Below are 23891 nucleotides of genomic sequence, written 5' to 3' on the forward strand. Positions count from 1 at the left end.
TATCGTATTGGTAATTTCGTATACGATATTTTCTAGTGCAATGGCCGTGCCTGTTTTGTCGCCGATGTAGGAATAATCTTTCGGCCCGTGGGCTAGGGCGCTCGAAGCAAACAAGGGCAGTTGGGGTGCTGCAGCAGGGGAGCGGGGCAGGTGTTACATATCGGAGCACTGCCTGTGCGCAGCGCCCGATAAAGGAACACTTAGCGCTGGCTGTCGCGGTACTGGCTCGGTGAAAGCCCGGTGAGGGCGCGAAACTGTCGGCTGAAGGCGCTGTGATCGGTGTAACCGCAGCGCAGGGCGATCTCGGTGATCGGCAGGTCGAGCTCCTGCAGCAGGCGCGAGGCTTCTTCTAGGCGCGCCTTGTGAATCATCTGTCGCGGCGTGAGCTGGAAGATGCGCTTGCAGTGGCGCTCCAGCTGCGCCACCGACAGCCCGGCGATGGCGGTCAGCTCTGCAAGGCTGATGGGGCGGGTGAAGTGGGCGCGGATATGTGCATCGACGGCAGCGAGCTTGTGGAACGCCGGGTGGTTGGACTGGGGCAGTTGCAGGTCGCGGGAAATGCCGGCGAGGCCGACGATAGTGCCCTCGGCGTCCTTGAGTGGCCGTTTGTGGGTCAGGCACCAGATCGGCTGGTTGCCGAAGTAAAGGTGCAGCTCAAGCTGGTCGGCCAGTTCCCGGCCACTGCTGAGCACGCGGCGGTCCTGCTCGGTGTAGAGCGGGCCGAAGCGGGCGGGGAATACATGCTCGGCGGTAAGCCCGAGCAAGTCTTCGCGGTGCTTGCGCCCGCAGCGCCGGGCCAGGGTCTGGTTGACGAAGGCGTAGCGCGCCTCGCAATCCTTGATGAAGAACACCACGTCGTTGAGGGTGTCGAGCAGCGGCGCAATCGGCTGCAGGCTGCTGAGCAGGGTCGGCAGGTCGCAGGGCGCGAAGTGGTTGAGCGTGGCGTGCATGGCGCTGACGTTCCGGGGGCGACCGTCGGGATCATAGAGCGCCCCCGGTGTTTACCTCAAGTGTCGCTCTCAAGGTGCAGCAGGGTGTCGATGCGCGCCGGGCTGAATGGCGGGCGCGGCGCCGAGGGCTGCCAGCCGAACAGGTGGGCGGTGGCCGCACCGCACACCCGGCCCTGGCAGGCGCCCATGCCGCAACGGCTGGCCAGCTTGGCCTGGCGCCAGTCGCTGTGCCCGGCGAGGGCGGCATAGGGCACGTCTTCGCAGCGGCACACCAGGGTGTCGGCGGTTGCCAGCGACTTCAGTGCGGGGTCGAGGGCGAAGGCCGTGTTCAATGCGCGGGCAAAGGCGTGCCAGCGCGCCCGGCGGCGCCACAGCCGCTGCGCCGCCTGGCGATTGCCGGTGGCGCTAAGACCGGCAATAGCGCCTTCAACCAGAGCGCGCTCGCTGCCACCGAAACCTGTGCATTCGCCTGCCGCGTAAACGCCGGGTTGTGAAGTCGCCTGCCAGGCATCGACGGCAAGCGCCTGTTGCTCCACGGCGCAGCCCAAGGCCTGGCCCAACTGGATGTTGGGGATCAGGCCGAAGCCGCAAGCCAGCCGATCGCAGGCAATTTCAACCATCTGGCCGTGCTGCTGCAGGCGCACGCCTTCGAGCCGGTCGGTGCCCAGCGCGGCCAGCACATGGCTGGCGCTGCGGTACTGGCGGTCGAACAGGCTAAACGATTGCAGCAGCTTGTGCGGCCAGCGCGGCAACTGTGCGGCAAAGCCGCTGACGGCCGCAAGCGAGGCCTGCTCGGCGATGCGCAGTACCCGCGCGCCATTGGCCTTGGCGGTGGCGGCGCTGGCCAGCAGCAAGGGGCCGCTGCCGGCGATGACGATACGCTCGTCGCGTACCGGCATCCCGCCCTTGATCAGCGCCTGCAAGCCACCGGCACCGGTCACCCCAGGCAGCGTCCAGCCAGGGAAGGGCAGCAGCAGTTCACGGGCGCCGGTACAGAGGACCAGGCGCTCGTAGTGGATTTGCCAGCCGCGCTCGGCGTTCTCCACCAGCAGGCTGCTGGGGCCGGCGGTGGCGATCACCCGCGTGCCGCTGTGCCAGTGCACATTGGCACAGGCCAGCACCTGCTCGCGCAGCCGGCGCGCCTGCTTGGGCAGCTTGGCCTGTGGCCCGTCGCGCCAGATCTGCCCGCCCGGCAGCGGGTTGTCGTCGAGCAGCACGATGCGCGCGGCCCGCGGCGCGGCGGCCAGGGCCGCAGCCAGCCCGGCGGGGCCGGCGCCAATGATCAGCAAGTTGGTGTGTTCGTTCATGCGCGGGTCTCCACCTGCATGCCGTCACGGCACAGGGTCTGGCAGGCCAGGCGCCGGCGACCGTCGATCGTCACCCGGCACTCCTGGCAAACGCCCATGCCGCACAGCGGGGCGCGGCGCTGGCCGCTGACCGAAGTGCGCGAGCAGCCATCGCCGCCCAGGGCCAGAGCAGCAGCGACGCTGGTGCCGTCGGCCACGCGTAGCGGGCGGCCATCGAGGGTCAGGTCAGGCATGGGCGAGGGCTCCAAGAAAGCGATCTGGCAGGTAAGGGCTGGCCGCCAGCGGCGGCGTTTGGTCAAACAGCTGCGCGCTCAAGAGGTCGGCGGTCGCCGGCGCCGTGGTCACGCCCAGCCCTTCATGACCGACCGCCAGCCACAGGCCATCCTGCTGCGGATGGCGGCCCACCAGCGGCAGGCCGTCGGGGCTGGCGGCGCGAAAGCCGGTCCAGGCGCGGATGCCGTTCAGATTTGCCAGGTCCGGCATGTACTCGGTTGCGCGCTTGAGCATGCGCGCCAGCATCCAGCCTTCCACGGCCGGGTCAGTGGTGCCGAACTGGCGCGAGGCGCCGATGAACAGCTGGCCGGTGGGCCGTGGCTGGATATTGCAGGCAGTCGACGGCCCGCTGGCGTTGTGGGCGCTGGTCACGTAGCCCAGCTCCACCAGGGTATGGGTGACGGTGCCGGGGTAGCGATCGGTGATCAGCAGGTGGCCTTTCTTCGGCTCGATCGGCAGCTCCGGGCACAGCTGCGTGGCCTGGATGCCGTTAGCCAACACCACGGCCTCGGCGCTCAGCCACTGGCCGCTGTCGAGGCGCACACGGTTGCCCTCTACTGCGCTGACCCGCGCCCGACGCTGTTCGATCCCTGCTGTTTGCAGCATCCAGCCGGCAGTGGCCGGGGCATAGAGAATGCCGTCGCCGTTGATCAGCAGACCGCCTTCGAGCCCCTCGCGCAGCGCCGGTTCGCGCTGGCGCAGGGCGTGCCCGGCGACCAATTCGCAGGCCACCCCCTGTGCTTGCAGGAGGTTGAATTTGTGTTCGGCCACGGCCATTTCTTCGGTGTTGGTCGCCAGCCACAGGGTGCCGTTGCTGCGATAGGCGCAGGTCTCGGGGAGTTGCGGGGCCAGTTCGCGCCAGCGTTGTAGCGAATACTGGCTGAGCGCAAGCTCTGCGGGATTGTCGTCGAGCACCAGCAAATGGCCCATGCCGGCGGCCGTGGCGCCGTGCAGCCCGGCATCGAGTACCAGTACTTGCAGCCCGCGCGCGGCCAGCGCCTGCGCGCAGGCGGCGCCGATGATTCCGGCGCCGATGACGATGACATCGGCCACGGCACCACGGCTCACGGGCGAATGCCCCAGGCGAACGGGTCGTCCTCCTCGATGATCAGCGTGGCTTCGGCGCTAATGTGCGCGCGGCCGCGAATGGTCGGGATGATGCGTTGGCCGTCGGCCTCGAACGAGCCCTCGAAGGTGCTGCCGATCACGCTGGCCTGGCGCCAGGTCTGCCCGGGTTGCAGTTTGCCGTCGGCAGCCAGGCAGGCGAGCTTGGCGCTGGTGCCGGTGCCGCAGGGCGAGCGGTCGTAGGCTTTGCCGGGGCACAGCACGAAGTTGCGGCTGTCGGCGTCGGGGTCGTCGGCGAACAGCTCGATATGGTCAATCAGGCCGCCGTCTTCACCGCGAATGCCTTGCTCTTCCAGGGCCTGTTGCACGGCGTAGGTATAGGCCGTCAGCGCCTCGATGTTGTCACCGGCGACCTCCAGGCCGTGGTCGGCGATCAAAAAGAACCAGTTGCCGCCCCAGGCCACATCGCCCACTACCTTGCCGATGCCGGGCACCTCCAGCGCCAGGTCCTTGCGGTAGCGGTAGGCCGGCACGTTGCGCACGCTGACCGAGCGGTCCTCGTGCAGGGTCGCCTGCACGGTGCCGACCGGGGTTTCGATGCGGTGCACGCCCGGGCCGATCCTGCCCAGGTGCGCCAGCGACACCACCAGACCGATGGTGCCGTGGCCGCACATGCCCAGGTAACCGGTGTTGTTGAAGAAGATCACCCCGGCGCAGGCGCTGGGGTCCACCGGCTCGCACAGCAGCGCGCCGACCAGCACATCGCTGCCGCGCGGCTCCAGCATGCAGGCAGTGCGCCATTGATCGTGTGCCTCGGCAAGGCGTTGGCGGCGCTGGGCCATGCTGGCGTTGCCAAGGTCGGGGAAGCCGTCGATGACCAGGCGGGTCGGTTCGCCGCCGGTGTGGGAATCGATCACGGTAATGCGTTTCATGGAGGCCGCGTCCGTTCAGGGAAGTGAAGGACAGAGTGGCGTGTCATGCGGCGCGCAGGCTTGATGCCTTTATGTCGTGCCGATGACGAAATCGGCACAGTGGCGCAACCTACAGGTTTCTGTCACTTGCTCGGCGGCAGGTGCTCGAACAGGGTCTTGCAGACGCCGGCGATGTGTTCGTCGAGCAGCCTCACTGCCAGCTCGACATCCTTGGCCCGGCAGGCGTCGAGGATGTCGCGGTGTTCGTGGTCGGCGCGCTCCTTGCCTGCCGAGAGGCTCATCTGCATGCGCAGGTAGCGCTCCAGCTTGTCGTTCACCGAGCGGATCATGTTGACCAGGAACGGCCGCTGCGCCGGTTCATACAGGCAGGCGTGCAGTTCCCAGTTGAGTTCGGCCCAGCGGCCGACGTCGTTCTCGCCGACGAACTCCTGGCAGATGCGCTCGGCGCGGGCGAAGGTTTCCTCGGTCATGTTCGGGATGGCCAGGCGCAGGGCCTTGTCTTCGAGCAGCATGCGCACTTCGAACATCTGCGCCAGCTCTGGTTCGGACATGCGCGTAACCATCGCCCCGCGATTGCGCTGGAACATCACCAGGCCTTCGGCTTCCAGGCGCTTGAGCGCTTCACGCACCGGAATCTTGCTGACGTTGAACTGGCGGGCGATATCGTCCTGGCGGATTGGTTCGTCTTCGGCGAAGTGCCCGGCAATGATCGCATCGCGCAGGTGGCGGGTGATGATTTCCGAAGTCGAGGGCGTGTTGCCCAGGTCCGGGGCGTTGAGGCGGGGTACGGTCACGGTGGCGTCGTCCGAAGTTATTTATGGATATGGTATACGAAACTCGCCATGCATGGCGCCAGACCTGCCCGCTGGCATGCTCAGCGGCCTATGCGGGGTTCTTTGAGGGCAATGGGCGCGGCGATGTCGCGCAGGTTGCTGCTGTCGTTGTGTTTCAAGCGCAGGTAATCCAGCGCGACCTTGGCGGCGATGAGGCCAGCCCCCCAGGTTGGGTGGAGGCTGGCCCGACCAGGTATCAGCGCTTACTTGCGCGCTTCAAGGATCAAATTGAACGGCGTCTCGGTCGCCCGGCGAAAGTGCTTGAACCCGGCTTCCTCGAACACCGCGCGCAGCCGCGCCTCGCCCGCCTGGGCGCCGAGCCCCAGGCCAACTTCCTGCGACAACGAGTTCGGCGTGCAGATAAAGGTCGAAGCGGCATAGAACAAGCGCCCGACGGGGGTGCTGTTTTCATCCAGGGTGTCGTTGGCATAGGGCTCGACCAGCAGCACCGTGCCATCGGCTTTGAGCGACTCATAGGCATGCCGGGCGGCGCCGACCGGGTCGCCCATGTCGTGCAGGCAGTCGAAATAGCAGATCAGGTCGTAATCGGTGCCGGGGAAGTTCTTGGCGCTGGCCTGGACGAACTGCGTGCGCTCGGCCACACCGCCTTCGGCGGCACGTTGGCTGGCGATAGCGATCGACGGGCCGTGGTAGTCAAAGCCGCTGAAGCGCGAGGCCGGGAAGGCCTGGGCCATGATCACCGTCGAGGCGCCGTGACCGCAGCCGATATCGGCGACCTTGGCCCCGGCCTGCAGCTTGTCGACCACCCCGCTCAGGCTCGGCAGCCATTCGGCCACCAGGTGGGCGCGGTAGCCGGGGCGGAAGAAACGTTCGGTGCCGCTGAACATGCACGGATGGTGATCACCCCAGGCCAGGGCGCCATCGCCGCGCATGGCGGCGACCAGTTTGTCCTTGTCGTGGAACAGCGCGGCGATCACCGAGGCGCCGCCGGCGACATACACCGGCGAGTCTTCGATGGCCAGGGCCATGGCCTGTTCTTCGGGCAGGCGAAAGCGTCCGTCGCTGTGCTCCATATAGCCGGACGCGGCCTGGGCGCTCAGCCATTCGCGCAGCAGGCGGGGATTGCAGCCGGTCTTGTCGGCCAGTTGTTCGGGGGAGATGAATTGGCTGTCGGCCATGGCCCGGTACAAACCGAGTTCATCGCCGAGGATCAGGTTGGCAAGCATGGCCGCGGCACCCATGTCGGTGACCAGCTTGCCCATGAAGTCATTGAGTCTGGCTTCGTCCATTGCGTGTTCTCCTGCAAGAAGTCCAACGTCAACGGGGCTGCCGGCGGGCCGGCAACCTCGGGCCAATGTGTTGCGGGGGCAACCTTTAAGTCTAGTTCGCTTCGAAGAACGCCAGCAGTTGGGCGCTGAACGCTTCGTCCGCCTCTTCCATGACAAAGTGCCCACAGTCGGCGATGACGCTGCCGCGCAGGTTGTCGGCATGGGCCTGCAGGGTCTGCAACGGCACCTCGCCGGTAGCATGCTCGGCGCCGATGGCCAGCACTGGCATGCCCAGGCGTTTGCCGGCGCGCTGGCGGTTCTGGGCGATGGTCTGGCTGATCGAACGGTAGTAGGCCAGGCCGCCGCTCAAGCCGCCGGGCTTGCTGTAGGCCCTGATGTAAGTGTCGACGGCCACGCGGTCGACATGGTGCGCCCAACGCTCGTACATAAAGGTCAGGTAGCGGTCCTCGCGGCCGGTGATCAGGGCTTCGGGCAGATCCTGCAACTGGTTGAAGAGAAAGTGCCAGATAAAGATGTTCTGCTCGGCGCTGACAAAGATCGGCGGCGCTTCGGCCAGGCCCGGGATCACCGCTTCGCTGAGCACCAGCTGGCTGACCGCCTCGGGGTAATCGCTGGCCAGCGCGTAGCCGACCCACATGCCCACATCATGCCCGGCCAGGCGGTAGCGCTGATGGCCGAGCTGGCCCATGGCGCGGTGCAGCAGGGCGGCGATGGTGCCGGTGTCATGGCCTTCGCTGGCCGGGTCGGACAGCCCGGTGCCCGGCAGGTCGACGGCAATCGCCTGGTAACCCTGGCGAGCCAAGGCGCGCATGACATGCCGCCAGGCGTACCAGGTCTGCGGCCAGCCGGGGATCAGCAGCACCGGCTGGCCGCTGCCCAGTTGCACGCAATGCAGGCGGCGGCCGGGTTCGAGGATCAGGTAGCGGTGTTCAAAGTCGGCTTCGGGGGTGATGGACATCGGTTGCACTCCAGGTGAAAGAGGGGGATTCAAGCCAGGCCCAGCAGGGTCCGGATCTGTTGCGGGTCGACCGGCGCGCCGGCGAAGTCGTCGAAGGTGCGAGTGGTGACCTGGATGATGTGCTCACGGATGAACGCCGCGCCTTCGCGGGCGCCGTCTTCCTGGTCCTTGAGGCAGCATTCCCATTCCAGGGTGGCCCAGCCGGGGAAGTCGTATTGCGCAAGCTTGGAGAAGATCGCCTTGAAATCGACCTGGCCGTCGCCCAGGGATCGGAAGCGCCCGGCGCGCTCGGTCCAGTCGCAGTAACCGCCGTAGATGCCCTGGCGACCGGTTGGGTTGAACTCGGCATCCTTGACGTGAAACATGCGGATGCGCGTGTGGTAAATGTCCAGGTAGTCGAGGTAGTTCAGTTGCTGCAGGACGAAGTGGCTGGGGTCGAACAGCAGGTTGCAGCGCGGGTGGTTATCCACCAGGTCGAGGAAGCGCTCGAAGCTGCTGCCGTCGTGCAGGTCTTCGCTGGGGTGAATCTCATAGCAGAGGTTGATGCCGTGGTCTTCGCAGGCATCGAGGATGGGCCGCCAGCGCCGCGCCAGCTCTTCGAAAGCCGCCTCGATCAGGCCCGCCGGGCGCTGCGGAAACGGGAACAGGTAAGGCCAGGCCAGCGAGCCTGAGAAAGTCCCCATGTCGGTCAGGCCCAGGCGTTGCGAGGCCTTGATTGCCAGCTGCAGTTGTTCCAGCGCCCATGCTGTGCGTGCCTGGGGTTTGCCGTGCAGCTGCGGTGGGGCGAAGTTGTCGCACAGGGCGTCGTAGGCCGGGTGAACCGCTACCAACTGGCCGAGCAGATGGGTGCTCAGCTCGCTGACCTCAAGGCCGTGTTCGGCAAGCATGCCGCGCAGCTCATCACAATAAGTCTGGCTTTGTGCGGCCAGTTCCAGGTCGAACAGGCGCCGGTCCCAGGCCGGCACCTGCAAGGCCTTGAAACCATGGCCGGCAGCCCAGCGGGCGATCTCGGGCAGGCTGTTGAAAGGGGCTTGTTCGGCACTGAACTGGGCCAGGTGCAGGCTAGGACCTTTGAGGGTACGCATGATGACTTCCTATTGTTTGTCGATCGACAAACAATAGGGCGACAACGCGCTTGCGTCAACTGTCTTGCAGGGTAGAATCCGCCCCATCTGATTTGATGGACACACAACCCATGGCCGGACGTCCCCGGGAATTCGATCGCGACCAGGCCCTGCACAAGGCCCTGGCGACCTTCTGGCAATACGGTTACGAAGGCACGTCAATGGCCTTGCTGGTCAGTGCCCTGGGCATTGCCTCGGCACGCATCTACGCCGCCTTCGGCAGCAAGGAGCAGCTGTTTCGCGAGGTGGTGGCGCTGTACCTGGCCGAGCAGGGCGGCTTTGCCGAGCGGGTCATCAACCGTGAGCTGGCGGTGGGCCAGGCCGTGGAGCAGATCCTCCTCGAGGCCATTGCCACCTACACCGCAGCGGACGGCCCGCGCGGTTGCCTGGCGGTGTCATCGACCGCCAGCGGCGGCCCGGATATCAGCGGCGTACTGGACTGGATGAGCGAGCTGCGCCGCCAGCGTACCCAGTCGATCATCGACCTGCTGCAGCAGGCCCATGGCCGTGGCGAGCTCAAGGCCGAGGCCGACCCGCAGGCGCTGGGCGACCTGTTTGCCACCTTGCTGCACGGTATTGCCATCCAGGCCCGCGACGGCATTGCCACGGCGCGCCTGCAGGCGATGATCAAACCGGCGTTGTGCGCTTTGCACGCCGCCCTGGCCTGATCAGCGCGCCTGGCCCGAGGCCCGCTCGCGCAGGGCCTTGCTGACCTTTGCCTGGATCTCGTAGGCCGGCGCTTCGACGGCGTCGAAGTCGCGCGAGTAGCGCCGGGCGAATGCTTCCACGCCCCATTGCTGGTATTGCTGCACGTGGTGCAGTTCGTGGGCCCAGAGGGCGACGTTGTTTTCGGCGTCGGCCTGGTTGCGAAAAACGATGATGTCGATCAGGGTCACGGCGTTGACGTCGGGGTTCTGCAGCAGGGCGTTGGCGCTGTCCAGGGCTTGTTGGTCGCCGACCTTGTAGCGCGCCGCGTCGAGCACCTGGAAGTCATAATAGGATTCGAGCTGGGCGCGGATGTGCAGGGGGATCGGCAGCAGTGTGCCGGCCGCAGCGGTGTTGCGCGCCTGCTGCAAGGCCAGGGCCAGGGAGCTGCTGGCCACCCGGCCGAGGTCGTCGAGCACGGTGCCGGCCTGGCCGGGGTCGATGGGCGAACAGATGCAACTGCCCAGGCAGATTTCGTACTGTCCGGCCGGGCAGGCGGCGAGGGCGGTGAGCGGGGCGCTCAGGGCAAGGCTCAGCAGCAACGACTCAAGGCGCTTCATGCAGGGCCCCGGCAATGAAATCGCGGGAGGCCTTGAGCACCTCTTCCTGAATCGGCTCGCTGGCGAGCATGCGCGCAAGCACCAGCGCGCCCACGCACTGGCTGATCAGCGCCCAGGCCAGGGCCGGGTCTTCGAGGGTTTGCGCCCATGCTTGCTGGAGCTGGCACAGCCAGTGTTCGGCTTCCGCGCGCACCGGCTGCTCGGCGCGGGCGATTTCCGCGCCCAGGGTCGGGATCGCGCAGCCGCCTTCGACATTGTGCAGGTGGGCCATGCTCAGGTACTGCTCCAGGCAGCGCTCGAGCCGCGCGCGGTTCATCGCCTGCTGGGCGATGGGGCTGTGCGACAGCTCGCGGCGCACCACCTCGGTGAACAGCTCGTCCTTGGACGGGAAGTGGTTGTAGAAGGCGCCGCCGGTCAGGCCGATGGCCTTCATCAGCCCGGCCACGCCAGTGGCTGCAAAGCCGCCGCGCTTGGCCAGGGCGCCGCTGCTTTGCAGCAGTTTCTGCCGGGTTTGTTCTTTGTGAGTGGTGGAATAGCGCACGCCGGTAGGCTCCACAGGGCTGGCTTGACGAAGCCTGAATCATAGCATAGCGTTCGTTTACTAAATGATCGTTTACCAATGGAGGCGAGACATGACCCAAGGCAAGAAGGTGGTACTGGTGGTAGGGGCCGGTGATGCAACCGGCGGCGCGATTGCCCGGCGTTTTGCCCGCGAGGGTTATGTCGCCTGCGTGACCCGGCGCAGCGCCGACAAGCTGCAGCCGCTGGTGGACGAGATCCGCGCCGCCGGTGGCGAGGCCTACGGTTTTGCCTCGGATGCGCGCAAGGAAGAGGAGGTGGCGGCGCTGGTCGAAGAGATCGAAAGCAGCGTCGGTCCGATCGAAGCCTTTGTCTTCAACATCGGCGCCAACGTGCCCTGCAGCATTCTCGAAGAGACCGCGCGCAAGTACTTCAAGATCTGGGAAATGGCCTGTTTCGCAGGCTTTCTCAGCGGCCAGGCGGTGGCGCGGCGCATGGTGACCCGCGAGCGTGGGACTATCCTGTTTACCGGTGCCACTGCAGGCTTGCGCGGCGCAGCCGGATTTGCCGCGTTCGCCGGCGCCAAGCACGGCATTCGCGCCCTGGCCCAGAGCATGGCCCGCGAACTTGGGCCGCGCAATATTCATGTCGCCCATGTGGTGGTGGACGGTGCCATCGATACCGCGTTCATCCGCGACAGCTTCCCCGAGCGCTATGCGCTCAAGGACCAGGACGGCATTCTCGACCCGCAACATATCGCCGACAGCTACTGGTTTCTGCACAGCCAGCCGCGCGACGCCTGGACCTTCGAGCTTGACCTGCGGCCGTGGATGGAGTGCTGGTAAGCCTTTGACAACAGCCTGCGCAACAACAAAAAAGGACCTGCTGCAGATGAGCAAAACCGTAGAATTCTTCTTTGACCTGGGCAGCCCGGCCAGCTACCTGGCCTGGACCCAGTTGCCGAAACTCTGCGCCGAGCACGATGCGCAACTGGTGTACCGGCCGATGTTGCTGGGCGGGGTATTCCAGGCCACCGGCAACGCCTCGCCGGCGATGGTGCCGGCCAAGGCCCGGCATGTGTTCGTTGATTTTCAGCGCTACGCCAAACGCTACGGCGTGACCCTGGCCTTGCCGCCGGGCTTCCCGATCAACACCCTGGGCCTGATGCGCGGCACGGTGGCCGTGCAGCGCTACCAGCCAGAGCGTTTCGAGGCCTACCTGAACGCGATGTTCACGGCCCTGTGGGTGCGCCAGCGCAATCTTGCCGACCCGCAGGTGCTGGCGGCAGTGCTGCAGGAGGCCGGTTTCGACCCCGAGCAATACCAGGCCTGGAGCGCCGAGCCCGAGGTCAAGGCCGCACTCAAGGACGCTACCGAAGAAGCGGTGCGCCGTGGCGTGTTCGGTGCGCCAAGCTGCTTTGTCGGCGAGCAGATGTTCTTCGGCCAGGACCGCCTGGAGTTCGTCGTCGAAGCGCTGGCCGAGCAGGACAGTCAAGTGTAGCGGCATTATTTTAACTAACTGTATGGTCGAGGCGGATCAGGACTCCGTTAGTGTCAGGGCAGCCCAATAAAAATACTGGATGCCTGCCATGCTCGGCTCACTGGACCTGATCACTGCCTTCGTGCTGTTCGCCTTTGTCTCCTCGATCACCCCGGGGCCCAACAACACCATGTTGCTGGCCTCCGGGGTGAACTTCGGCGTGCGCCGTTCGATTCCTCACGCGCTGGGCATCAGTGTCGGCTTCATGGTCATGGTATTGGCGGTGGGTTTTGGCCTGGGCGAGGTGTTCAAAGCCTACCCGCCGATCTATACCGTGCTGCGCTACGTGGGCGCCGCCTACCTGTTGTACCTGGCCTACAAGATTGCCACCTCCGGGCCGCTGTCGGTCAGCGACTCGTCGAGCCGCAAGCCCCTGGGCTTCTGGGGCGCGGCAGCCTTTCAGTGGGTCAACCCGAAAGCCTGGGTGATGGCCGTGGGCGCGATCACCACCTACACCCCGGCCCAGGGCTACGTCACCAACGTCATCGTCATTGCCGCGGTGTTCGCCCTGGTCAACCTGCCCAGTGTCTGCGTCTGGGTGATGTTCGGCAGCGCCTTGCGCACGGTGTTGCAGAACCCGCGCTGGCTGATGCTGTTCAATCTGCTGATGGCGGCGCTGCTGGTGATATCCCTGTACCCCCTGCTGTTTGTAGAATCGGGTTTTTCCTGACGTGAGTGCGCTGGCACATGCAGTTGATTCCCTGGTCCCATGACACAAGTGCTGGCTTCACCCTGCGCGGCTGGCGCTCCCCAGCCAGTGGCAAGCCGCTGCTGCATTTCTTGCACGGCAACGGCTTTTGCTGCCTGGCCTACCAGCCGTTGCTGGCGCGCCTGGCCGAGCAGTTCGACCTGTGGCTGTGCGATGTCCAGGGCCATGGCGACAGCGACCATGGCGGCCCGTTCGCCGGCTGGAACCGCACTGCCGAGCTTGCCATCGAAGCCTTCGAGGCCGGCCGTGGCGAGTACGGCGATGTACCACGCTTTGCCGTCGGCCACAGTTTTGGCGGGGTGCTCACCGGCCTGATGCTGGCGCAACAGCCGCAGCTGTTCCAGCGTGCGGTGCTGCTTGACCCGGTGCTGTTCACCCGGGCGATGATGGGCATCATGGGCGCGGCGGCGCTGGTCGGCCTGCACCGTCGCCATGCTCTGGCGCGCAAGGCTGCCACCCGTCGCAGCCACTGGCCTGACCGCACGGCGGCGCGGGCATCGCTGGAAGGGCGGGGGATCTTCAAGGGCTGGAGCGAGCCGGCGTTGCAGTCCTATATCGAACACGCCATTGGCGATTGCGGCGAAGGCGTGGTGCTCAAGTGCCGCCCTAGCCGTGAAGTGGAAATCTTCAGCTCCTTCCCCCGGCGCATGTGGGCGTCGCTGGCCCAGGTGAGCACCCCGAGCCTGGTGCTGTATGGCCAAACCACCTATCCCTTCGTGCCGCAGTCGGTGCAGCGCTGGGCCCTGGGCAATCCTCAGGTCAGCGCCAGCCAGGTGGCGGGTGGGCACTGTTTCATGCAGGAAGATCCGGCGGCGTGCAGCGAGCGGGTCGCGGCGTTTTTGCTGGAACAGTAATCAAGCCGCAGGTTCAGGCGATATCACTGGCCTCGAACTCCGCCGCCAGAAAGTCCAGCAGGCTGCGCACCGACGGCAGCAAGCCGCGCCGCGAGGCGAACACCGCGTGCACCACGCCGCACTCCGGTGCCCAGTTCGGCGTGGCTTGCAGCAGGCGGCCGGCGTCGAGTTCTTCGCGGATCACCACCAGCGGCAAGTGCACCACGCCGACACCCGCCACCGCCGCCTGGCGCAGTACCACCAGGTCGTCGGTGACCAGCCGCGGGCTGTGTCGCAGGCTGGCGCGGACGCCGTCGGGACCGAGCAGGTGCCAGTGGTAATCGCGTTGCGGGTAGCCCCAGTGCAGGCTCGGCAGGGCGCTCAGGTCGGCGGGCACCGGGCGCGGGGGCAGGCGTTCGAGCAAGGCGGGCGCCGCCACCAGGTACTGGGTGCTGCGCGCCAGTACCTTCATCACCAGGTCGCTGCTTTCCAAAGGCGGTACGCGCACGCGCAAGGCAATGTCGATGCCTTCCTGGATCAGGTCGACCTGGCGATTGGTGCTTTCGATATGCAACTGCACCAGCGGGCACTGGACCATGAAGCGGGTGAGCATGGCCCCCACCCAGAAATCCAGCAACGCCGTCGGGCAACTCAGGCGCACGATGCCCTGGGGCTCGGCGCGGTTGCGCTCGATCAGCTCGGCGGCGCCTTCGGCCTCCACCAGCATGGCCACACAGTGGCGGTAGTAAGCCTGGCCGATTTCAGTCACCGAAAAATGCCGGGTCGAACGCTGGATCAGGCGCACCCCCAGGCGTTCTTCCAGCCCGGCAATACGCCGGCTGAGCTTGGACTTGGGCATGTCCAGGGCGCGGCCGGCCGGGGCAAAGCCGCCGTGATCGACAACCTGGGCAAAGTAATAAAGGTCGTTGAGGTCTTCCACCAGTGTTCTCCATATGGAACGCTGAAGGCAGTTTAACCGATCTACCGCCGATGTCGTTGCGCTCGTATGGTTATAGCCATGCACGAGAGGAGGCATCTGATGAAAAAGATCCAAGGCGTCTACAGCAGCCCGAACCCCCACTGGGTAGGTGATGGCTTCCCGGTCCGTAGCCTGTTTACCTACGACAACCTGGCCCAGCACATCAGCCCGTTCCTGCTGCTGGACTATGCCGGCCCCCACGACTTCACCCCGACCACGGCGCGTCGCGGCGTCGGCCAGCATCCCCATCGCGGTTTCGAAACCGTGACCATCGTCTACCAGGGCGAACTGGAGCACCGCGACTCCACTGGCGCCGGCGGCCTGATCGGCCCGGGCGATGTGCAGTGGATGACCGCCGCCGGCGGCATTCTCCATGAAGAGTTCCACTCGCCGGCGTTCGCTGCCAAGGGCGGCACCCTGGAAATGGTCCAGCTGTGGGTCAACCTGCCAGCCAGGGACAAATCGGCGCCGGCCGGTTACCAGACCCTGCTCAGCAGCGACATCCCGCTGGTGCCACTGGGCAACGGCGCCGGCACCTTGCGAGTGATTGCCGGTGCGTTTCGCGGCCACCAGGGCCCGGCGCAGACTTTCTCGGCCATGGATGTCTGGGACCTGCAGCTCAAGGCCGGCGCGCCCGTGCGCTTGCCCAGTGCCGCCGGGCGCAGCACCGCGCTGGTGGTGTTGCGCGGCCAGTTGCTGGTCAACGGCGAGCGCCAGGTTGGCGCCGCGCAACTGGTGCTGTTTGACCGCGCCAGTGACGAGCTGCTGCTTGAAGCGCAAAGCGATGTGTCGGTGTTGCTGCTCAGTGGCGAGCCGCTGGATGAGCCGATCGTTGGCTACGGCCCGTTCGTGATGAACAGCGATGCCGAAATCGCCGAGGCCTTTGACGATTTTCGCGCCGGGCGCTTCGGCCAGATGAGCGGGCAGGCCGGTCCGCGCCACCACAACTAGTCTCATAACCCCTGAAGGAGAATACGCCATGAGTACCTTTGCCAACGTTGCCAACTTCAACGGCCAGGTGCCGCGCATAGACCCTGAAAATGTCGCGATGCTGCTGATCGACCACCAGAGCGGCCTGTTCCAGACGGTCAAGGACATGCCCATGACCGAGCTGCGGGCCAACGCCATCACCCTGGCCAAGATTGCCAGCCTGGCGAAGATCCCGGTGATCACTACCGCTTCGGTGCCACAAGGCCCCAATGGCCCGCTGATTCCGGAAATTCACCAAGCCGCGCCGCATGCCCGCTATATCGCCCGTAAAGGTGAAATCAACGCCTGGGACAATCCCGAGTTCGTCGAGGCAGTCAAGGCTACCGGCAAGCAGCAACTGATCATCGCCGGCACCATCACCAGTGTGTGCATGGCCTTCCCGAGCATCAGCGCAGTTGCTGCAGGCTACCAGGTGTTTGCCGTGATCGACGCCAGCGGTACCTACTCGAAGATGGCTGAGGAAATCACCTTGGCGCGGGTAATGCAGGCCGGTGTGGTGCCGATGGACACCGCTGCGGTGTGCTCGGAGGTCCAGCGCAGCTGGAACCGCGAAGACGCCCAGCAATGGGCCGAGGCCTACAGCTCGGTGTTCCCGCATTACCAGCTGCTGATTGAAAGCTACCTCAAGGCGCAACAGGTAGCCCGCGACAACGAACTGCTCGATTCGCAACGCTGATCCCTCATGTCCGGTGCCTGGCACCGGCGTCTCAACGCAAGGAGTAAGACCATGACCAAGCCCTACGTCCGCCTGGACAAGAACAACGCTGCCGTCCTGCTGGTCGACCACCAGACCGGCCTGCTGTCGCTGGTGCGAGACATCGACCCGGACCGTTTCAAGAACAACGTGCTGGCCGTCGGCGACCTGGCCAAGTATTTCAAGCTGCCGACCATCCTCACCACCAGCTTCGAAACCGGTCCCAACGGCCCGCTGGTGCCCGAGCTCAAGGCGCAGTTCCCCGAGGCGCCGTACATTGCCCGTCCGGGGCAGATCAACGCCTGGGACAACGAAGACTTCGTCAAGGCGGTCAAGGCCACCGGCAAGAAGCAGCTGATCATTGCCGGTGTGGTGACCGAGGTGTGCGTGGCTTTCCCGGCGCTGTCGGCCCTGGAAGAAGGTTTTGAGGTGTTTGTGGTCACCGATGCCTCCGGTACCTTCAACGAACTGACCCGCGACTCGGCCTGGAACCGCATGTCGCAAGCCGGCGCCCAGCTGATGACCTGGTTCGGCCTGGCCTGCGAGCTGCACCGCGACTGGCGCAACGATATCGAAGGCCTGGGCACCTTGTTCGCCAACCACATCCCCGACTACCGCAACCTGATGACCAGCTACAACACCCTCACCAACGGCAAGTAACGCCGTTCAATGATCGACGGCCGGGCGCTGGCGTGGCCCGGCCGACGTCGTCTGACAGTCGTCGAAATCCCTGGCGTCGTTGCCGTTGCCCAGGTGATGATCGGCGCATGAATTCTACTTCCAGCCTGGCAGGCCATCGCCGCAGCATTCGGCCCGCCAGCGCCATCAGTTTCTGGCTGGCTTACCAGCCACCCTTGCACTGGCCGTCGCTGCTGGGGTTTCTTGCTGCGCGGGCGATTAGCGGGGTAGAGACGGTCGTAGCGGGAGTCTATACCCGCAGTTTTGATCTCGCTCGTGGCCAGGGCATCGTCCAGGTCGCGAAGGCGCGTGGGCACCGGCTGAAAGTCACTGTGATCGCTAGCTCTGCCGGTGCGTTGCCGGGGTTGCTGGCCAGGGTCCGGCGAGTATTCGACCTGGATGCCGAGCCGCTGAAGATCGAAGCACTGCTGCGCCGCGACCCGTTGATGGCGCAATTGATCGAACTGCGCCCGGGCCTGCGCGTGCCTCGGGGCTGGGATGGGTTCGAGCAGGCCATGCGTACAGTGCTGGGCCAGCAGATCAGCGTCGCCGGGGCGATTACCCTGGCCGGGCGCCTGGTGGCGGGGTACGGCGAGCCGCTGGCCGCGCAGCTTCAGTGTGTACCCGGCCTGACCCACGTGTTCCCCCGCGCAGAGGCTGTTGCTGACGTCGACCTCAGTGGCCTGGGCATGCCGCGCTCGCGGGCCGCGACACTCTCGACCCTGGCCCGGGCGCTGCTGCTAGACCCGCAACTGCTGCGCCCTGAGCGCGACCTGGAGGCCTGGGTCCAGCGCCTGTGCCGGCTGCGCGGCATCGGCCCGTGGAGCGCCCACTACCTGGCCTTGCGCCAGATGGGCGCGGCCGATGCCTTGCCGCTGGGCGACGTGGCACTGGTCAAGGCCCTGCGCCTGCTCGAAGGCCCCGAGGCGCAACTGGCCCAGCGCGCACCGGCCTGGAGCCCGTGGCGCGCCTATGCCGCCCAGCACCTGTGGGCGTCGTTGAGCTGACTCAGCTGGACTGGCGCCAGGTCACATCGGTAATGCCGTAGCGTTCGGCCAGTGGCTTGCTGACTTTTTTGACTTTTTCGCGACCGTACCGGCCTATGCGACCGATACCGGCGTCGCAACTTGCCCAGTGCCAGGCTTCAGCGTTGTCCATCGTCTCGGCGCGGATGATGAAGGACTTGTGATCGCCGTGAAGCTGGTAGTCGATGACGAACAGTTTTGCGTTGTTCATGGGTCTGGAATGATCCTTACAGAGCAGTGACCAAGAAAATCCCTTCAATGCCTCTAGTGAGTGCTGCGCCGGTAGAAAAATTCCATCGGATTTCAGCCTGTCAGTGAGCGCCGCTGATGGTCAGGTGCCGGGCATCCTTTTCGAACACCACCTGCTCCAGGCGATGGGCGATGCCGCAGGCCAGCGAATCGTAGGCGGGGATGACCTTTTCTTCGGTCGACAGGCAATGGAAGATGTCCAGTTTGCGCTCGGCCTGGGCAGTCTCCAGCTCGAAAATGCGCACGTAGCGCTCCAGGTCGTTGTTCAGGCTCGACAGGTATTCGCGCAGGCGCGAATGGTCCACCGCGCTCTGGCTGAAGTGCCAGGTCATGGGGTGGATGAGAAAACGCGAATGCGGCGCGGCGACACGCTCGCCAGCGGCCAGGTACATGATGATGCCCATCGATTCGATGTTGCCGGCGTTGACTGCGCACAACGGCACCGGCAAGGACTTGAGAAAGCTGTACAGCGAGAAACCGAAGTTGGTGCTGCCACCGGTGGTCGACAAAAACAGCAGCAAGGAGGTGGCGCCATCGTCGACGGCCTGCAGGCAGCGGTCGCGAAAACGCTCGGTGGTGTCCTGATCGATCTGGCAATGAAAGTGGATCACCTGTTGGCTCATGGCAGTGCCTCGGGACCGACGCACGTGGCGTGCGCCGGCCTTTCGTCCTTTAGCTACGGCCGCCACCACTTGGTTTGCGGGTCTGGTCTTTGCCCATGTCGGGCTTGCGGCTCTGGTCACTTGGCTTTTGATTGCCACCGGAAGCCTGGCCACCCTTTTTCCCGGCTTCAGACGCTTTTTGCCGGTCGTTCGCGAAATTCCCGGGATTCGAAGTGTCTTTGCTAGCCATGATTCTCTTCCTCTTGTGAATGTTCGCAAGGCGTTTGCCTTACACAGGTTGGGAGGCGGTCGGCGCAGGCAAAGTTTGAAATATTTCGCCGCTGCGGGACGAACGGTCCGGGGCCGCCGTTCATCCCCGATAGCCGCGAATGCTTTGAACTTGGCGAGCCACGGGTGGCTCTTCCGAAAGACCATTGCTGCCCTGCATGGGGGAACGGCGCGGCATCAGCAATTTCAATTGGCATCGAGGGCCGACGCAGTACTAACTGAATAGTCGGGCCCTCCGACACGAGGATTGCAGCATGTCACTGATTGGAGTTTCCACGCTTGAGTTGTGCCATATGATTGAACAGGCATTGCTGCCTGAACACAGTGTGGTGTCGTGCACCGATGGCGAGCACCTGACCATCCAGCTGGGGCAGGGCGATAGCCTGGGCGACTGCCTGACCGTCACCGGCATCAAGGTGCATAGCCTGACCACCTGCCACGAACTTGCCGCGCTGGTGGCCCAGGTGCGCGAAGAGCAGCGCCTGGGGCGTAGCCAGATTCCGTTCAAGCCCCAGGCGCTTGCCTGAACCACGCCGACTGCGTCCAGTCAGCCGAGGCTGGCCGGGCGCAGGTATTCGGGGCTGAGGACGTTGAACCAGAACAGGATCATCGATACCAGGATGGTCACCAGCACCAGCAGCCCCACCGCCCAGACACTGGTCGAGTACAGCAGGCCGTCTTCCTTGCGCAGGCGCAGGAAGGTCGGCAGGCCAACGTACAGCAGGAACGTCGCATAGGCCGACGCCGCACCCAGCACGATCAACGCCAGCCAGCGCCCGGGGTAGAGCCCGGCGACACCGGCGACAAAGTACGGCGTGGCGGTGTAGGCGGCAAAACCGATGCACTGGTTGAGGCTGGGGCGGGCATCGAAGGTGCGCGACATCCAGCGAATGAACCCGCCCATGATCATCACCCCGACCACGCAGGCGGCATACAACAGCACCCCAAGCTCGGCGGCGCTGGCCACACTCAGGCGCACCCGCTCGGTGCCGGCCAGGCTCCAGCCAATACTGGTGGTACCAATGAACAGGCACAGGGCGGGAATCAGCGCCATCAGCAGCAGGTGCGGCAGGTAATGGCGCGGGTGCAGTTCTTCTTCCTGGCGGGTTTCCATCCAGGCGTCATCGGGGTGGGTGAAGAGTTGAACCAGATGGGTACTCATGGTGACCTCCGGTAAGCAGGGTGGGAAACACTTCTCCCTGTTCTATGGAGGTCTGGCCGGCGTCGGGGTTTCATTTATTTGAACCACCCAGCCCAAGGCCCGGTGTATACACCGCTGTTGTGGGAGCCGGGTTACTGCAGCTCCAGCTGCAACTGCAAGCCGCCGTCATCACAGCGCCGGTGATACTGGACGATCCCGCGATAAGTGCGACCCTCCCAGACAAACGCCACGCTGTGTGAACGCTCAAGCTTGGCCGGTACCGGCGCGCGTACCTGCAGGCGCAGGCCCGGCAGGCCATTGATGTTCAATGGCGCCAGTTGCACTTCACATTCGGCGCTGTGGGCCACCGGGCCGAACAGCGTGTCCTGGACAAAGTCGATCTGCAGGCTGGTCGGGCTGGCCGGGCTGACCTTTCTCATTCCAGGGCCCTCCTTCAGTTCTTGCGGTGCGCGTTTTGCAGTTGCTTGGCCATTTGCAGGTGATGCTTGAGGGTCGGCAACGTAGTCTTGGCAAAGGTGCGCAGGTCGTCCGGGGCGGAGGTCGACCGGCTCTCTTCGTCGAACAGGCGCACCGCCTGTTCATGGGCGTCGACCTGATGGGTGGCATAGGCCGCATCGAACGACGCGCCGTCCTGCACCTGCAGCATCATCTTGCGCGCCTTGCTGGTCAGGGCAGCGTCGTCCGGGACGCTGAAGCCATGTTGTCTGGCCAGCTCAAGCAGGTGCTGATTGGCTTTAGTGTGATCCTTGATCATCTGCTGGGCAAACGCCTTTACCTCGGGCGAGCGGGTTTTTTCCAGGGCCAGCTGGCTGGTCTGAATTTCCGCCATGCCGGCACTGATGGCTTCGTCGACAAAGGCATTGTTGCTGGCGGCCTGGGCGCCGATGCTGAGCAGGGCGCAAAGCCCCAGGGCGAGGCGGGTGGGGCGCAGGAACGGGCTCATGAGCGGTATCTCCGTGGGTGTGAACAAACGGACGGCTGTTAGTTTTACGAAAGGCTGCCGGCGCCAGAGTTCAGCTTCAATGCTGTGCAGTAGCGGATCTGCGCAGTTGCAGCAAACCTTCACCGACCGGCACAGTCAGACTGACAAAGGGCCCTTCAAATACCCCTGGGAGAACGTCATGGCCAGAGCTATCTGGAAAGGTGCCATCAGCTTCGGCCTGGTGCATATCCCGGTGTCGTTGAGTACCGCGATCAGCAGCGACCGGGTCGATTTCGACTGGCTCGATGAGCGCAGCATGGAACCGGTGGGCTACAAGCGGGTGAACAAAGTCACCGGCAAGGAGATCGCCCGCGAGCACATCGTCAAGGGCGTGCAATACCAGAAAGGCCAGTACGTGGTGATCAGCGAGGAGGAGATCCGCAAGGCCCGCCCCGAGGCGACCCAGACCATCGATATCTTCTCGTTTGTCGACAGCGACGAAATCCCCCTGCAGCAGTTCGACACCCCGTATTACCTGAGCCCCGACCGGCGTGGTGGCAAGGTTTATGCCTTGCTGCGCGAAACCTTGCAGAGCACCGGCAAGGTGGCCCTGGCCAAGGTGGTGCTGCACACCCAGCAGCACCTGGCGCTGCTGCGCCCGCTGCAAGACGCCATGGTCATGATCACCCTGCGCTGGCCCGAGGAAGTGCGCGGCCTCGACAGCCTGGAACTGGACGCCAGCGTGCGCGACTCGAGCATCGACAAGCGTGAGCTGCAAATGGCCAGGCGCCTGGTCGAGGACATGAGCGGGCACTGGACGCCGGAGGAATACCGCAACGACTTCAAGGACACCATCATGAGCCTGGTCGAAGAGAAGGCCAGCCAGGGCAAGATCGCCACGGTCGAGCCGCTGGAAGGCGAAGGCGAGCAGAAAAGCGCCGATATCATCGACCTTACCGAGCTGCTCAAACGCAGCCTGGGCGGGCGCAAACCGGCGGCGAAGAAAGCCGCGCCAGCGGCGAAAAAGCCTGCCGGCAGCAAGCCGCGCAAGAAGGCCTGATCAGCCGGCCACGGTGGTTTCATGCAGATGGCGCCAGCGCAGGGCGCCATCGTGGCGCTCGAACACTGCGGTCGAGCGGCGCACCGAGCGATTGCCGGCGTCATCGACCTGCCATTCGCGATAACTGACCACGCAAAGGCTTGGCCCTTCGCCAATCACTTGCAGCTCATCGATGCTGATTTGCAGCCCGGCGCGCTGGCCGTGGGCGTGGGCGAACAGTTGCTGCAAGCCCTGATAATCGACGATTTGGCCGGGCAGGTTGATCATCGAGAACTGCGCGCTGAAGCGCGCCATCAATGCGTCCAGCTCTGTGGCGTGGGCTGCGCCGGACAGCCATTGTTCGATGGCTACGTGGGCGTCGAGAACTTCCTTGAAAGCGGGATGGGTCATGGGCACATCTCAAGTAGTAGTGGTAGTAAGCCCCAGGCCGCGAGCCCCGGGCAGTTTCAGCACCAGCGGTAGCGGAATCAGGGTCAGCAGCGCGGCGAGGATGAAGGTGTGCCGGAACGCCTGGTCACCGGGCAGCAACCGGTTAAGCACGGCGCCGAGCACGGCGACGCCGAGGCAGAAGCTCAGCTGGCGGTTGAGGTTCCACAAGGCGCTGGCCTGGCCCATTTGCGCCGGCGCGATGGCCAGGAACGCCAGGCTTTGCGCGCTGCTGCTGCACAGGCTGCTGCCCATGCCGAGCAGGGCGAAGATCAGCGCCAGCCAGGCCTGGTGCCCGGCAACCGAGGGCAGGGCCAGCCACAGCAGGGCGGCGCACTGGATCAGCATCCCGGCAATCAGCAGGCGCTTGGGGCCGCTCAGGTTGAAGCGCCAGCGCACCCAGGCGATCGCCGCCAGGGCGCCCGCTGACCAGGGCAGCATCAGGGCGCCGGTGGCCGTGGCGCTGAGCCCAAGGCGCTGCTGCAGGTACAGGGCGGCCACCAGGTTGGCGCCGATGAACACGCCTGGCACGCACAGGTAGATAAGCATCGCCGTGCGCAGCAGCGGTTGGCCGAGCAGGCGCAAATCCAGCATTGGCTGCGGCGCAGGCAACAGCGGGTTTGCCGGCAGCCAGGCCAGCACCAGGGCAAGGGTGATCAGGCTCAGCGGCAGCATGGCGAAGAAGATCCAGCGCCACGAGCCCTGATCGACTACCACCCCGCCTAGTGCCGGCGACAACGCCGGGACCAGCAAGGCGACCATCATCACCAGTGAGGTCAGGTGGTGGCGCTGCTCGGGCGCATACAGGCGATAAGCCATGGCCTGGCCCACCGGAATCAGCAGGCCGCCACCCAGGCCTTGCAGCAGGCGCCAGACCAGCAGGCTGTCGATCGAACCGGCGCTGCCTGCCAGCGCCGAGCCCAGGCCGAACAGCGCCAGCGACAGCATTAGCGTTTGCCGTTCACCCAGCCGCGTGGCCAGCCAGGTGCCCAGCGGGATCACCAGGGTCAGGCCGAGCATGTACAGGTTGCTGCTCCAGCTCAGTTGCGCCACCGAGGCGTGCAGTTCCTGGCCCAGGGCGGGATAAGCGGCGTTGAGGGCAAACATGTTGAGCAGGTCGAGGGTGAAACCCAGCAGATAGACCAGGGTGACTTTCGCACGATAGGGCATGAGTGCTTCGAAGGGCTGGAGAAAGGCGCAGTCTAGTGGCTTGTTGGCGCTTGAATAAGGTGCGTAAACCCGGCAGATTGGTCGAATTA

General features: G+C 65.1%; 31 protein-coding genes and 1 pseudogene. 11 read left to right on the top strand and 21 right to left on the bottom strand.

Features of this window, described 5'->3' with window-relative positions; all coding sequences use genetic code 11:
- Nucleotides 1-200: 200 nt before the first annotated feature.
- The 10 genes and pseudogenes from ACZ9A3_RS08380 to ACZ9A3_RS08425 form a co-directional block, all read right to left on the bottom strand.
- Nucleotides 201-950 (bottom strand): AraC family transcriptional regulator, encoded by a 750-nt coding sequence (locus tag ACZ9A3_RS08380; RefSeq protein WP_093383887.1) that lies wholly within the window; start codon nt 948-950, stop codon nt 201-203.
- Nucleotides 951-1006: 56 nt separating this feature from the next.
- Nucleotides 1007-2257, bottom strand: a complete 1251-nt coding sequence (locus tag ACZ9A3_RS08385; protein ID WP_476252374.1) for an FAD-dependent oxidoreductase — start codon at nt 2255-2257, stop codon at nt 1007-1009.
- Nucleotides 2254-2490: a (2Fe-2S)-binding protein gene (locus ACZ9A3_RS08390; protein ID WP_045196758.1), complete on the bottom strand. Its 237-nt coding sequence runs from the start codon at nt 2488-2490 to the stop codon at nt 2254-2256. Before ACZ9A3_RS08390 ends, ACZ9A3_RS08385 begins: the two co-directional genes overlap by 4 nt.
- The gene (locus ACZ9A3_RS08395; RefSeq protein WP_476252375.1) at nt 2483-3598 is read right to left on the bottom strand and encodes an NAD(P)/FAD-dependent oxidoreductase; all 1116 of its coding nucleotides are present in this window, start codon (nt 3596-3598) and stop codon (nt 2483-2485) included. Before ACZ9A3_RS08395 ends, ACZ9A3_RS08390 begins: the two co-directional genes overlap by 8 nt.
- Complete coding sequence (locus tag ACZ9A3_RS08400) at nt 3595-4527, bottom strand: 4-hydroxyproline epimerase (RefSeq protein WP_476252376.1); 933 nt, start codon at nt 4525-4527, stop codon at nt 3595-3597. The genes ACZ9A3_RS08395 and ACZ9A3_RS08400 overlap by 4 nt, the downstream gene beginning before the upstream one ends.
- A gap of 122 nt (nt 4528-4649) precedes the next feature.
- Complete coding sequence (locus ACZ9A3_RS08405) at nt 4650-5321, bottom strand: GntR family transcriptional regulator (RefSeq protein WP_045196763.1); 672 nt, start codon at nt 5319-5321, stop codon at nt 4650-4652.
- A gap of 80 nt (nt 5322-5401) precedes the next feature.
- Nucleotides 5402-5509: pseudogene (locus tag ACZ9A3_RS08410) on the bottom strand (GntR family transcriptional regulator); the annotation flags it as partial.
- Between the two features lie 54 nt (nt 5510-5563).
- Nucleotides 5564-6610, bottom strand: a complete 1047-nt coding sequence (locus ACZ9A3_RS08415; RefSeq protein WP_213601570.1) for a class I SAM-dependent methyltransferase — start codon at nt 6608-6610, stop codon at nt 5564-5566.
- Between the two features lie 91 nt (nt 6611-6701).
- Nucleotides 6702-7568 carry an alpha/beta fold hydrolase gene (locus tag ACZ9A3_RS08420; RefSeq protein WP_045196767.1) on the bottom strand — a complete coding sequence of 289 codons (867 nt, stop codon included), beginning with the start codon at nt 7566-7568 and terminating at the stop codon, nt 6702-6704.
- A 29-nt stretch (nt 7569-7597) separates the two neighbouring features.
- Nucleotides 7598-8653 (bottom strand): sugar phosphate isomerase/epimerase family protein, encoded by a 1056-nt coding sequence (locus ACZ9A3_RS08425; RefSeq protein ID WP_093383865.1) that lies wholly within the window; start codon nt 8651-8653, stop codon nt 7598-7600.
- A gap of 110 nt (nt 8654-8763) precedes the next feature.
- Between ACZ9A3_RS08425 and ACZ9A3_RS08430 the strand changes: the two genes are divergently transcribed.
- Nucleotides 8764-9360 carry a TetR/AcrR family transcriptional regulator gene (locus ACZ9A3_RS08430; protein ID WP_045196771.1) on the top strand — a complete coding sequence of 199 codons (597 nt, stop codon included), beginning with the start codon at nt 8764-8766 and terminating at the stop codon, nt 9358-9360.
- On the opposite strand, the gene ACZ9A3_RS08435 is transcribed toward ACZ9A3_RS08430, so the two are convergent.
- Nucleotides 9361-9957 (bottom strand): eCIS core domain-containing protein, encoded by a 597-nt coding sequence (locus ACZ9A3_RS08435; RefSeq protein ID WP_093383860.1) that lies wholly within the window; start codon nt 9955-9957, stop codon nt 9361-9363. It lies immediately after the preceding gene.
- Nucleotides 9944-10498 carry a TetR/AcrR family transcriptional regulator gene (locus ACZ9A3_RS08440; RefSeq protein ID WP_093383857.1) on the bottom strand — a complete coding sequence of 185 codons (555 nt, stop codon included), beginning with the start codon at nt 10496-10498 and terminating at the stop codon, nt 9944-9946. The genes ACZ9A3_RS08435 and ACZ9A3_RS08440 overlap by 14 nt, the downstream gene beginning before the upstream one ends.
- A 91-nt stretch (nt 10499-10589) precedes the next feature.
- Here ACZ9A3_RS08440 and ACZ9A3_RS08445 point away from each other — a divergent pair, with 91 nt between their 5' ends.
- From ACZ9A3_RS08445 to ACZ9A3_RS08460, 4 genes are all read left to right on the top strand, one after another.
- Nucleotides 10590-11321: an SDR family oxidoreductase gene (locus ACZ9A3_RS08445; RefSeq protein ID WP_258597506.1), complete on the top strand. Its 732-nt coding sequence runs from the start codon at nt 10590-10592 to the stop codon at nt 11319-11321.
- A gap of 46 nt (nt 11322-11367) precedes the next feature.
- Entirely contained in the window at nt 11368-11976 is a 609-nt protein-coding gene (locus ACZ9A3_RS08450; protein ID WP_213601567.1) for a 2-hydroxychromene-2-carboxylate isomerase, read from the top strand.
- Between the two features lie 79 nt (nt 11977-12055).
- Nucleotides 12056-12685, top strand: a complete 630-nt coding sequence (locus ACZ9A3_RS08455) for a LysE family translocator (protein WP_176794269.1) — start codon at nt 12056-12058, stop codon at nt 12683-12685.
- A gap of 17 nt (nt 12686-12702) precedes the next feature.
- On the top strand, nt 12703-13578 hold the full coding sequence (locus tag ACZ9A3_RS08460) for an alpha/beta fold hydrolase (RefSeq protein WP_045196783.1): 876 nt from the start codon (nt 12703-12705) through the stop codon (nt 13576-13578).
- 13 nt (nt 13579-13591) lie between these two features.
- Here ACZ9A3_RS08460 and ACZ9A3_RS08465 read toward each other — a convergent pair whose 3' ends face one another.
- Nucleotides 13592-14500 carry a LysR family transcriptional regulator gene (locus ACZ9A3_RS08465; RefSeq protein ID WP_045196855.1) on the bottom strand — a complete coding sequence of 303 codons (909 nt, stop codon included), beginning with the start codon at nt 14498-14500 and terminating at the stop codon, nt 13592-13594.
- Nucleotides 14501-14596: 96 nt separating this feature from the next.
- On the opposite strand from ACZ9A3_RS08465, the gene ACZ9A3_RS08470 reads away from it, so the two are divergent.
- The 4 genes from ACZ9A3_RS08470 (at nt 14597) to ACZ9A3_RS08485 (ending at nt 17905) form a co-directional block, all read left to right on the top strand.
- Nucleotides 14597-15487 carry a pirin family protein gene (locus ACZ9A3_RS08470; protein ID WP_476252377.1) on the top strand — a complete coding sequence of 297 codons (891 nt, stop codon included), beginning with the start codon at nt 14597-14599 and terminating at the stop codon, nt 15485-15487.
- A gap of 28 nt (nt 15488-15515) precedes the next feature.
- Nucleotides 15516-16202, top strand: a complete 687-nt coding sequence (locus tag ACZ9A3_RS08475) for a hydrolase (RefSeq protein ID WP_093383842.1) — start codon at nt 15516-15518, stop codon at nt 16200-16202.
- 51 nt (nt 16203-16253) lie between these two features.
- Nucleotides 16254-16880, top strand: coding sequence for an isochorismate family cysteine hydrolase YcaC (gene ycaC, locus ACZ9A3_RS08480; protein WP_093383839.1), 627 nt, complete (start codon nt 16254-16256; stop codon nt 16878-16880).
- A gap of 107 nt (nt 16881-16987) precedes the next feature.
- A complete protein-coding gene (locus ACZ9A3_RS08485) occupies nt 16988-17905 on the top strand; it encodes a DNA-3-methyladenine glycosylase family protein (protein ID WP_476252378.1) in 918 nt (305 codons plus the stop codon).
- 1 nt (nt 17906) lies between these two features.
- Here the strand turns inward: ACZ9A3_RS08485 and ACZ9A3_RS08490 are convergent, their stop codons facing one another.
- The 3 genes from ACZ9A3_RS08490 to ACZ9A3_RS08500 all read right to left on the bottom strand — a co-directional run bounded on the left by ACZ9A3_RS08490 (nt 17907) and on the right by ACZ9A3_RS08500 (nt 19024).
- Entirely contained in the window at nt 17907-18134 is a 228-nt protein-coding gene (locus ACZ9A3_RS08490; RefSeq protein ID WP_093383833.1) for a DUF6555 family protein, read from the bottom strand.
- Between the two features lie 100 nt (nt 18135-18234).
- Nucleotides 18235-18795: an ATP-dependent Clp protease proteolytic subunit gene (locus ACZ9A3_RS08495; protein ID WP_045196795.1), complete on the bottom strand. Its 561-nt coding sequence runs from the start codon at nt 18793-18795 to the stop codon at nt 18235-18237.
- Nucleotides 18796-18844: 49 nt separating this feature from the next.
- Complete coding sequence (locus tag ACZ9A3_RS08500; RefSeq protein ID WP_082075430.1) at nt 18845-19024, bottom strand: con-10 family general stress protein; 180 nt, start codon at nt 19022-19024, stop codon at nt 18845-18847.
- A 292-nt stretch (nt 19025-19316) separates the two neighbouring features.
- Here ACZ9A3_RS08500 and ACZ9A3_RS08505 point away from each other — a divergent pair, with 292 nt between their 5' ends.
- Complete coding sequence (locus tag ACZ9A3_RS08505) at nt 19317-19589, top strand: DUF1652 domain-containing protein (RefSeq protein WP_093383830.1); 273 nt, start codon at nt 19317-19319, stop codon at nt 19587-19589.
- Between the two features lie 20 nt (nt 19590-19609).
- Here ACZ9A3_RS08505 and ACZ9A3_RS08510 read toward each other — a convergent pair whose 3' ends face one another.
- The 3 genes from ACZ9A3_RS08510 to ACZ9A3_RS08520 all read right to left on the bottom strand — a co-directional run bounded on the left by ACZ9A3_RS08510 (nt 19610) and on the right by ACZ9A3_RS08520 (nt 21167).
- Nucleotides 19610-20224 (bottom strand): Yip1 family protein, encoded by a 615-nt coding sequence (locus ACZ9A3_RS08510; RefSeq protein ID WP_476252379.1) that lies wholly within the window; start codon nt 20222-20224, stop codon nt 19610-19612.
- A gap of 131 nt (nt 20225-20355) precedes the next feature.
- Nucleotides 20356-20643 (bottom strand): hypothetical protein, encoded by a 288-nt coding sequence (locus ACZ9A3_RS08515; protein ID WP_045196801.1) that lies wholly within the window; start codon nt 20641-20643, stop codon nt 20356-20358.
- 14 nt (nt 20644-20657) lie between these two features.
- Nucleotides 20658-21167 carry a DUF4142 domain-containing protein gene (locus tag ACZ9A3_RS08520; protein ID WP_093383824.1) on the bottom strand — a complete coding sequence of 170 codons (510 nt, stop codon included), beginning with the start codon at nt 21165-21167 and terminating at the stop codon, nt 20658-20660.
- 178 nt (nt 21168-21345) lie between these two features.
- On the opposite strand from ACZ9A3_RS08520, the gene ku reads away from it, so the two are divergent.
- Nucleotides 21346-22206 (top strand): non-homologous end joining protein Ku, encoded by an 861-nt coding sequence (gene ku / locus ACZ9A3_RS08525; RefSeq protein ID WP_476252380.1) that lies wholly within the window; start codon nt 21346-21348, stop codon nt 22204-22206.
- Here the strand turns inward: ku and ACZ9A3_RS08530 are convergent, their stop codons facing one another.
- Both ACZ9A3_RS08530 and ACZ9A3_RS08535 read right to left on the bottom strand, forming a co-directional pair.
- Complete coding sequence (locus tag ACZ9A3_RS08530; protein WP_476252381.1) at nt 22207-22596, bottom strand: nuclear transport factor 2 family protein; 390 nt, start codon at nt 22594-22596, stop codon at nt 22207-22209. It abuts the gene before it with no gap.
- Nucleotides 22597-22605: 9 nt separating this feature from the next.
- Nucleotides 22606-23802 carry an MFS transporter gene (locus ACZ9A3_RS08535; RefSeq protein ID WP_476252382.1) on the bottom strand — a complete coding sequence of 399 codons (1197 nt, stop codon included), beginning with the start codon at nt 23800-23802 and terminating at the stop codon, nt 22606-22608.
- Nucleotides 23803-23891: the final 89 nt, after the last annotated feature.

The organism is Pseudomonas sp. TE4620, from assembly GCF_056279045.1.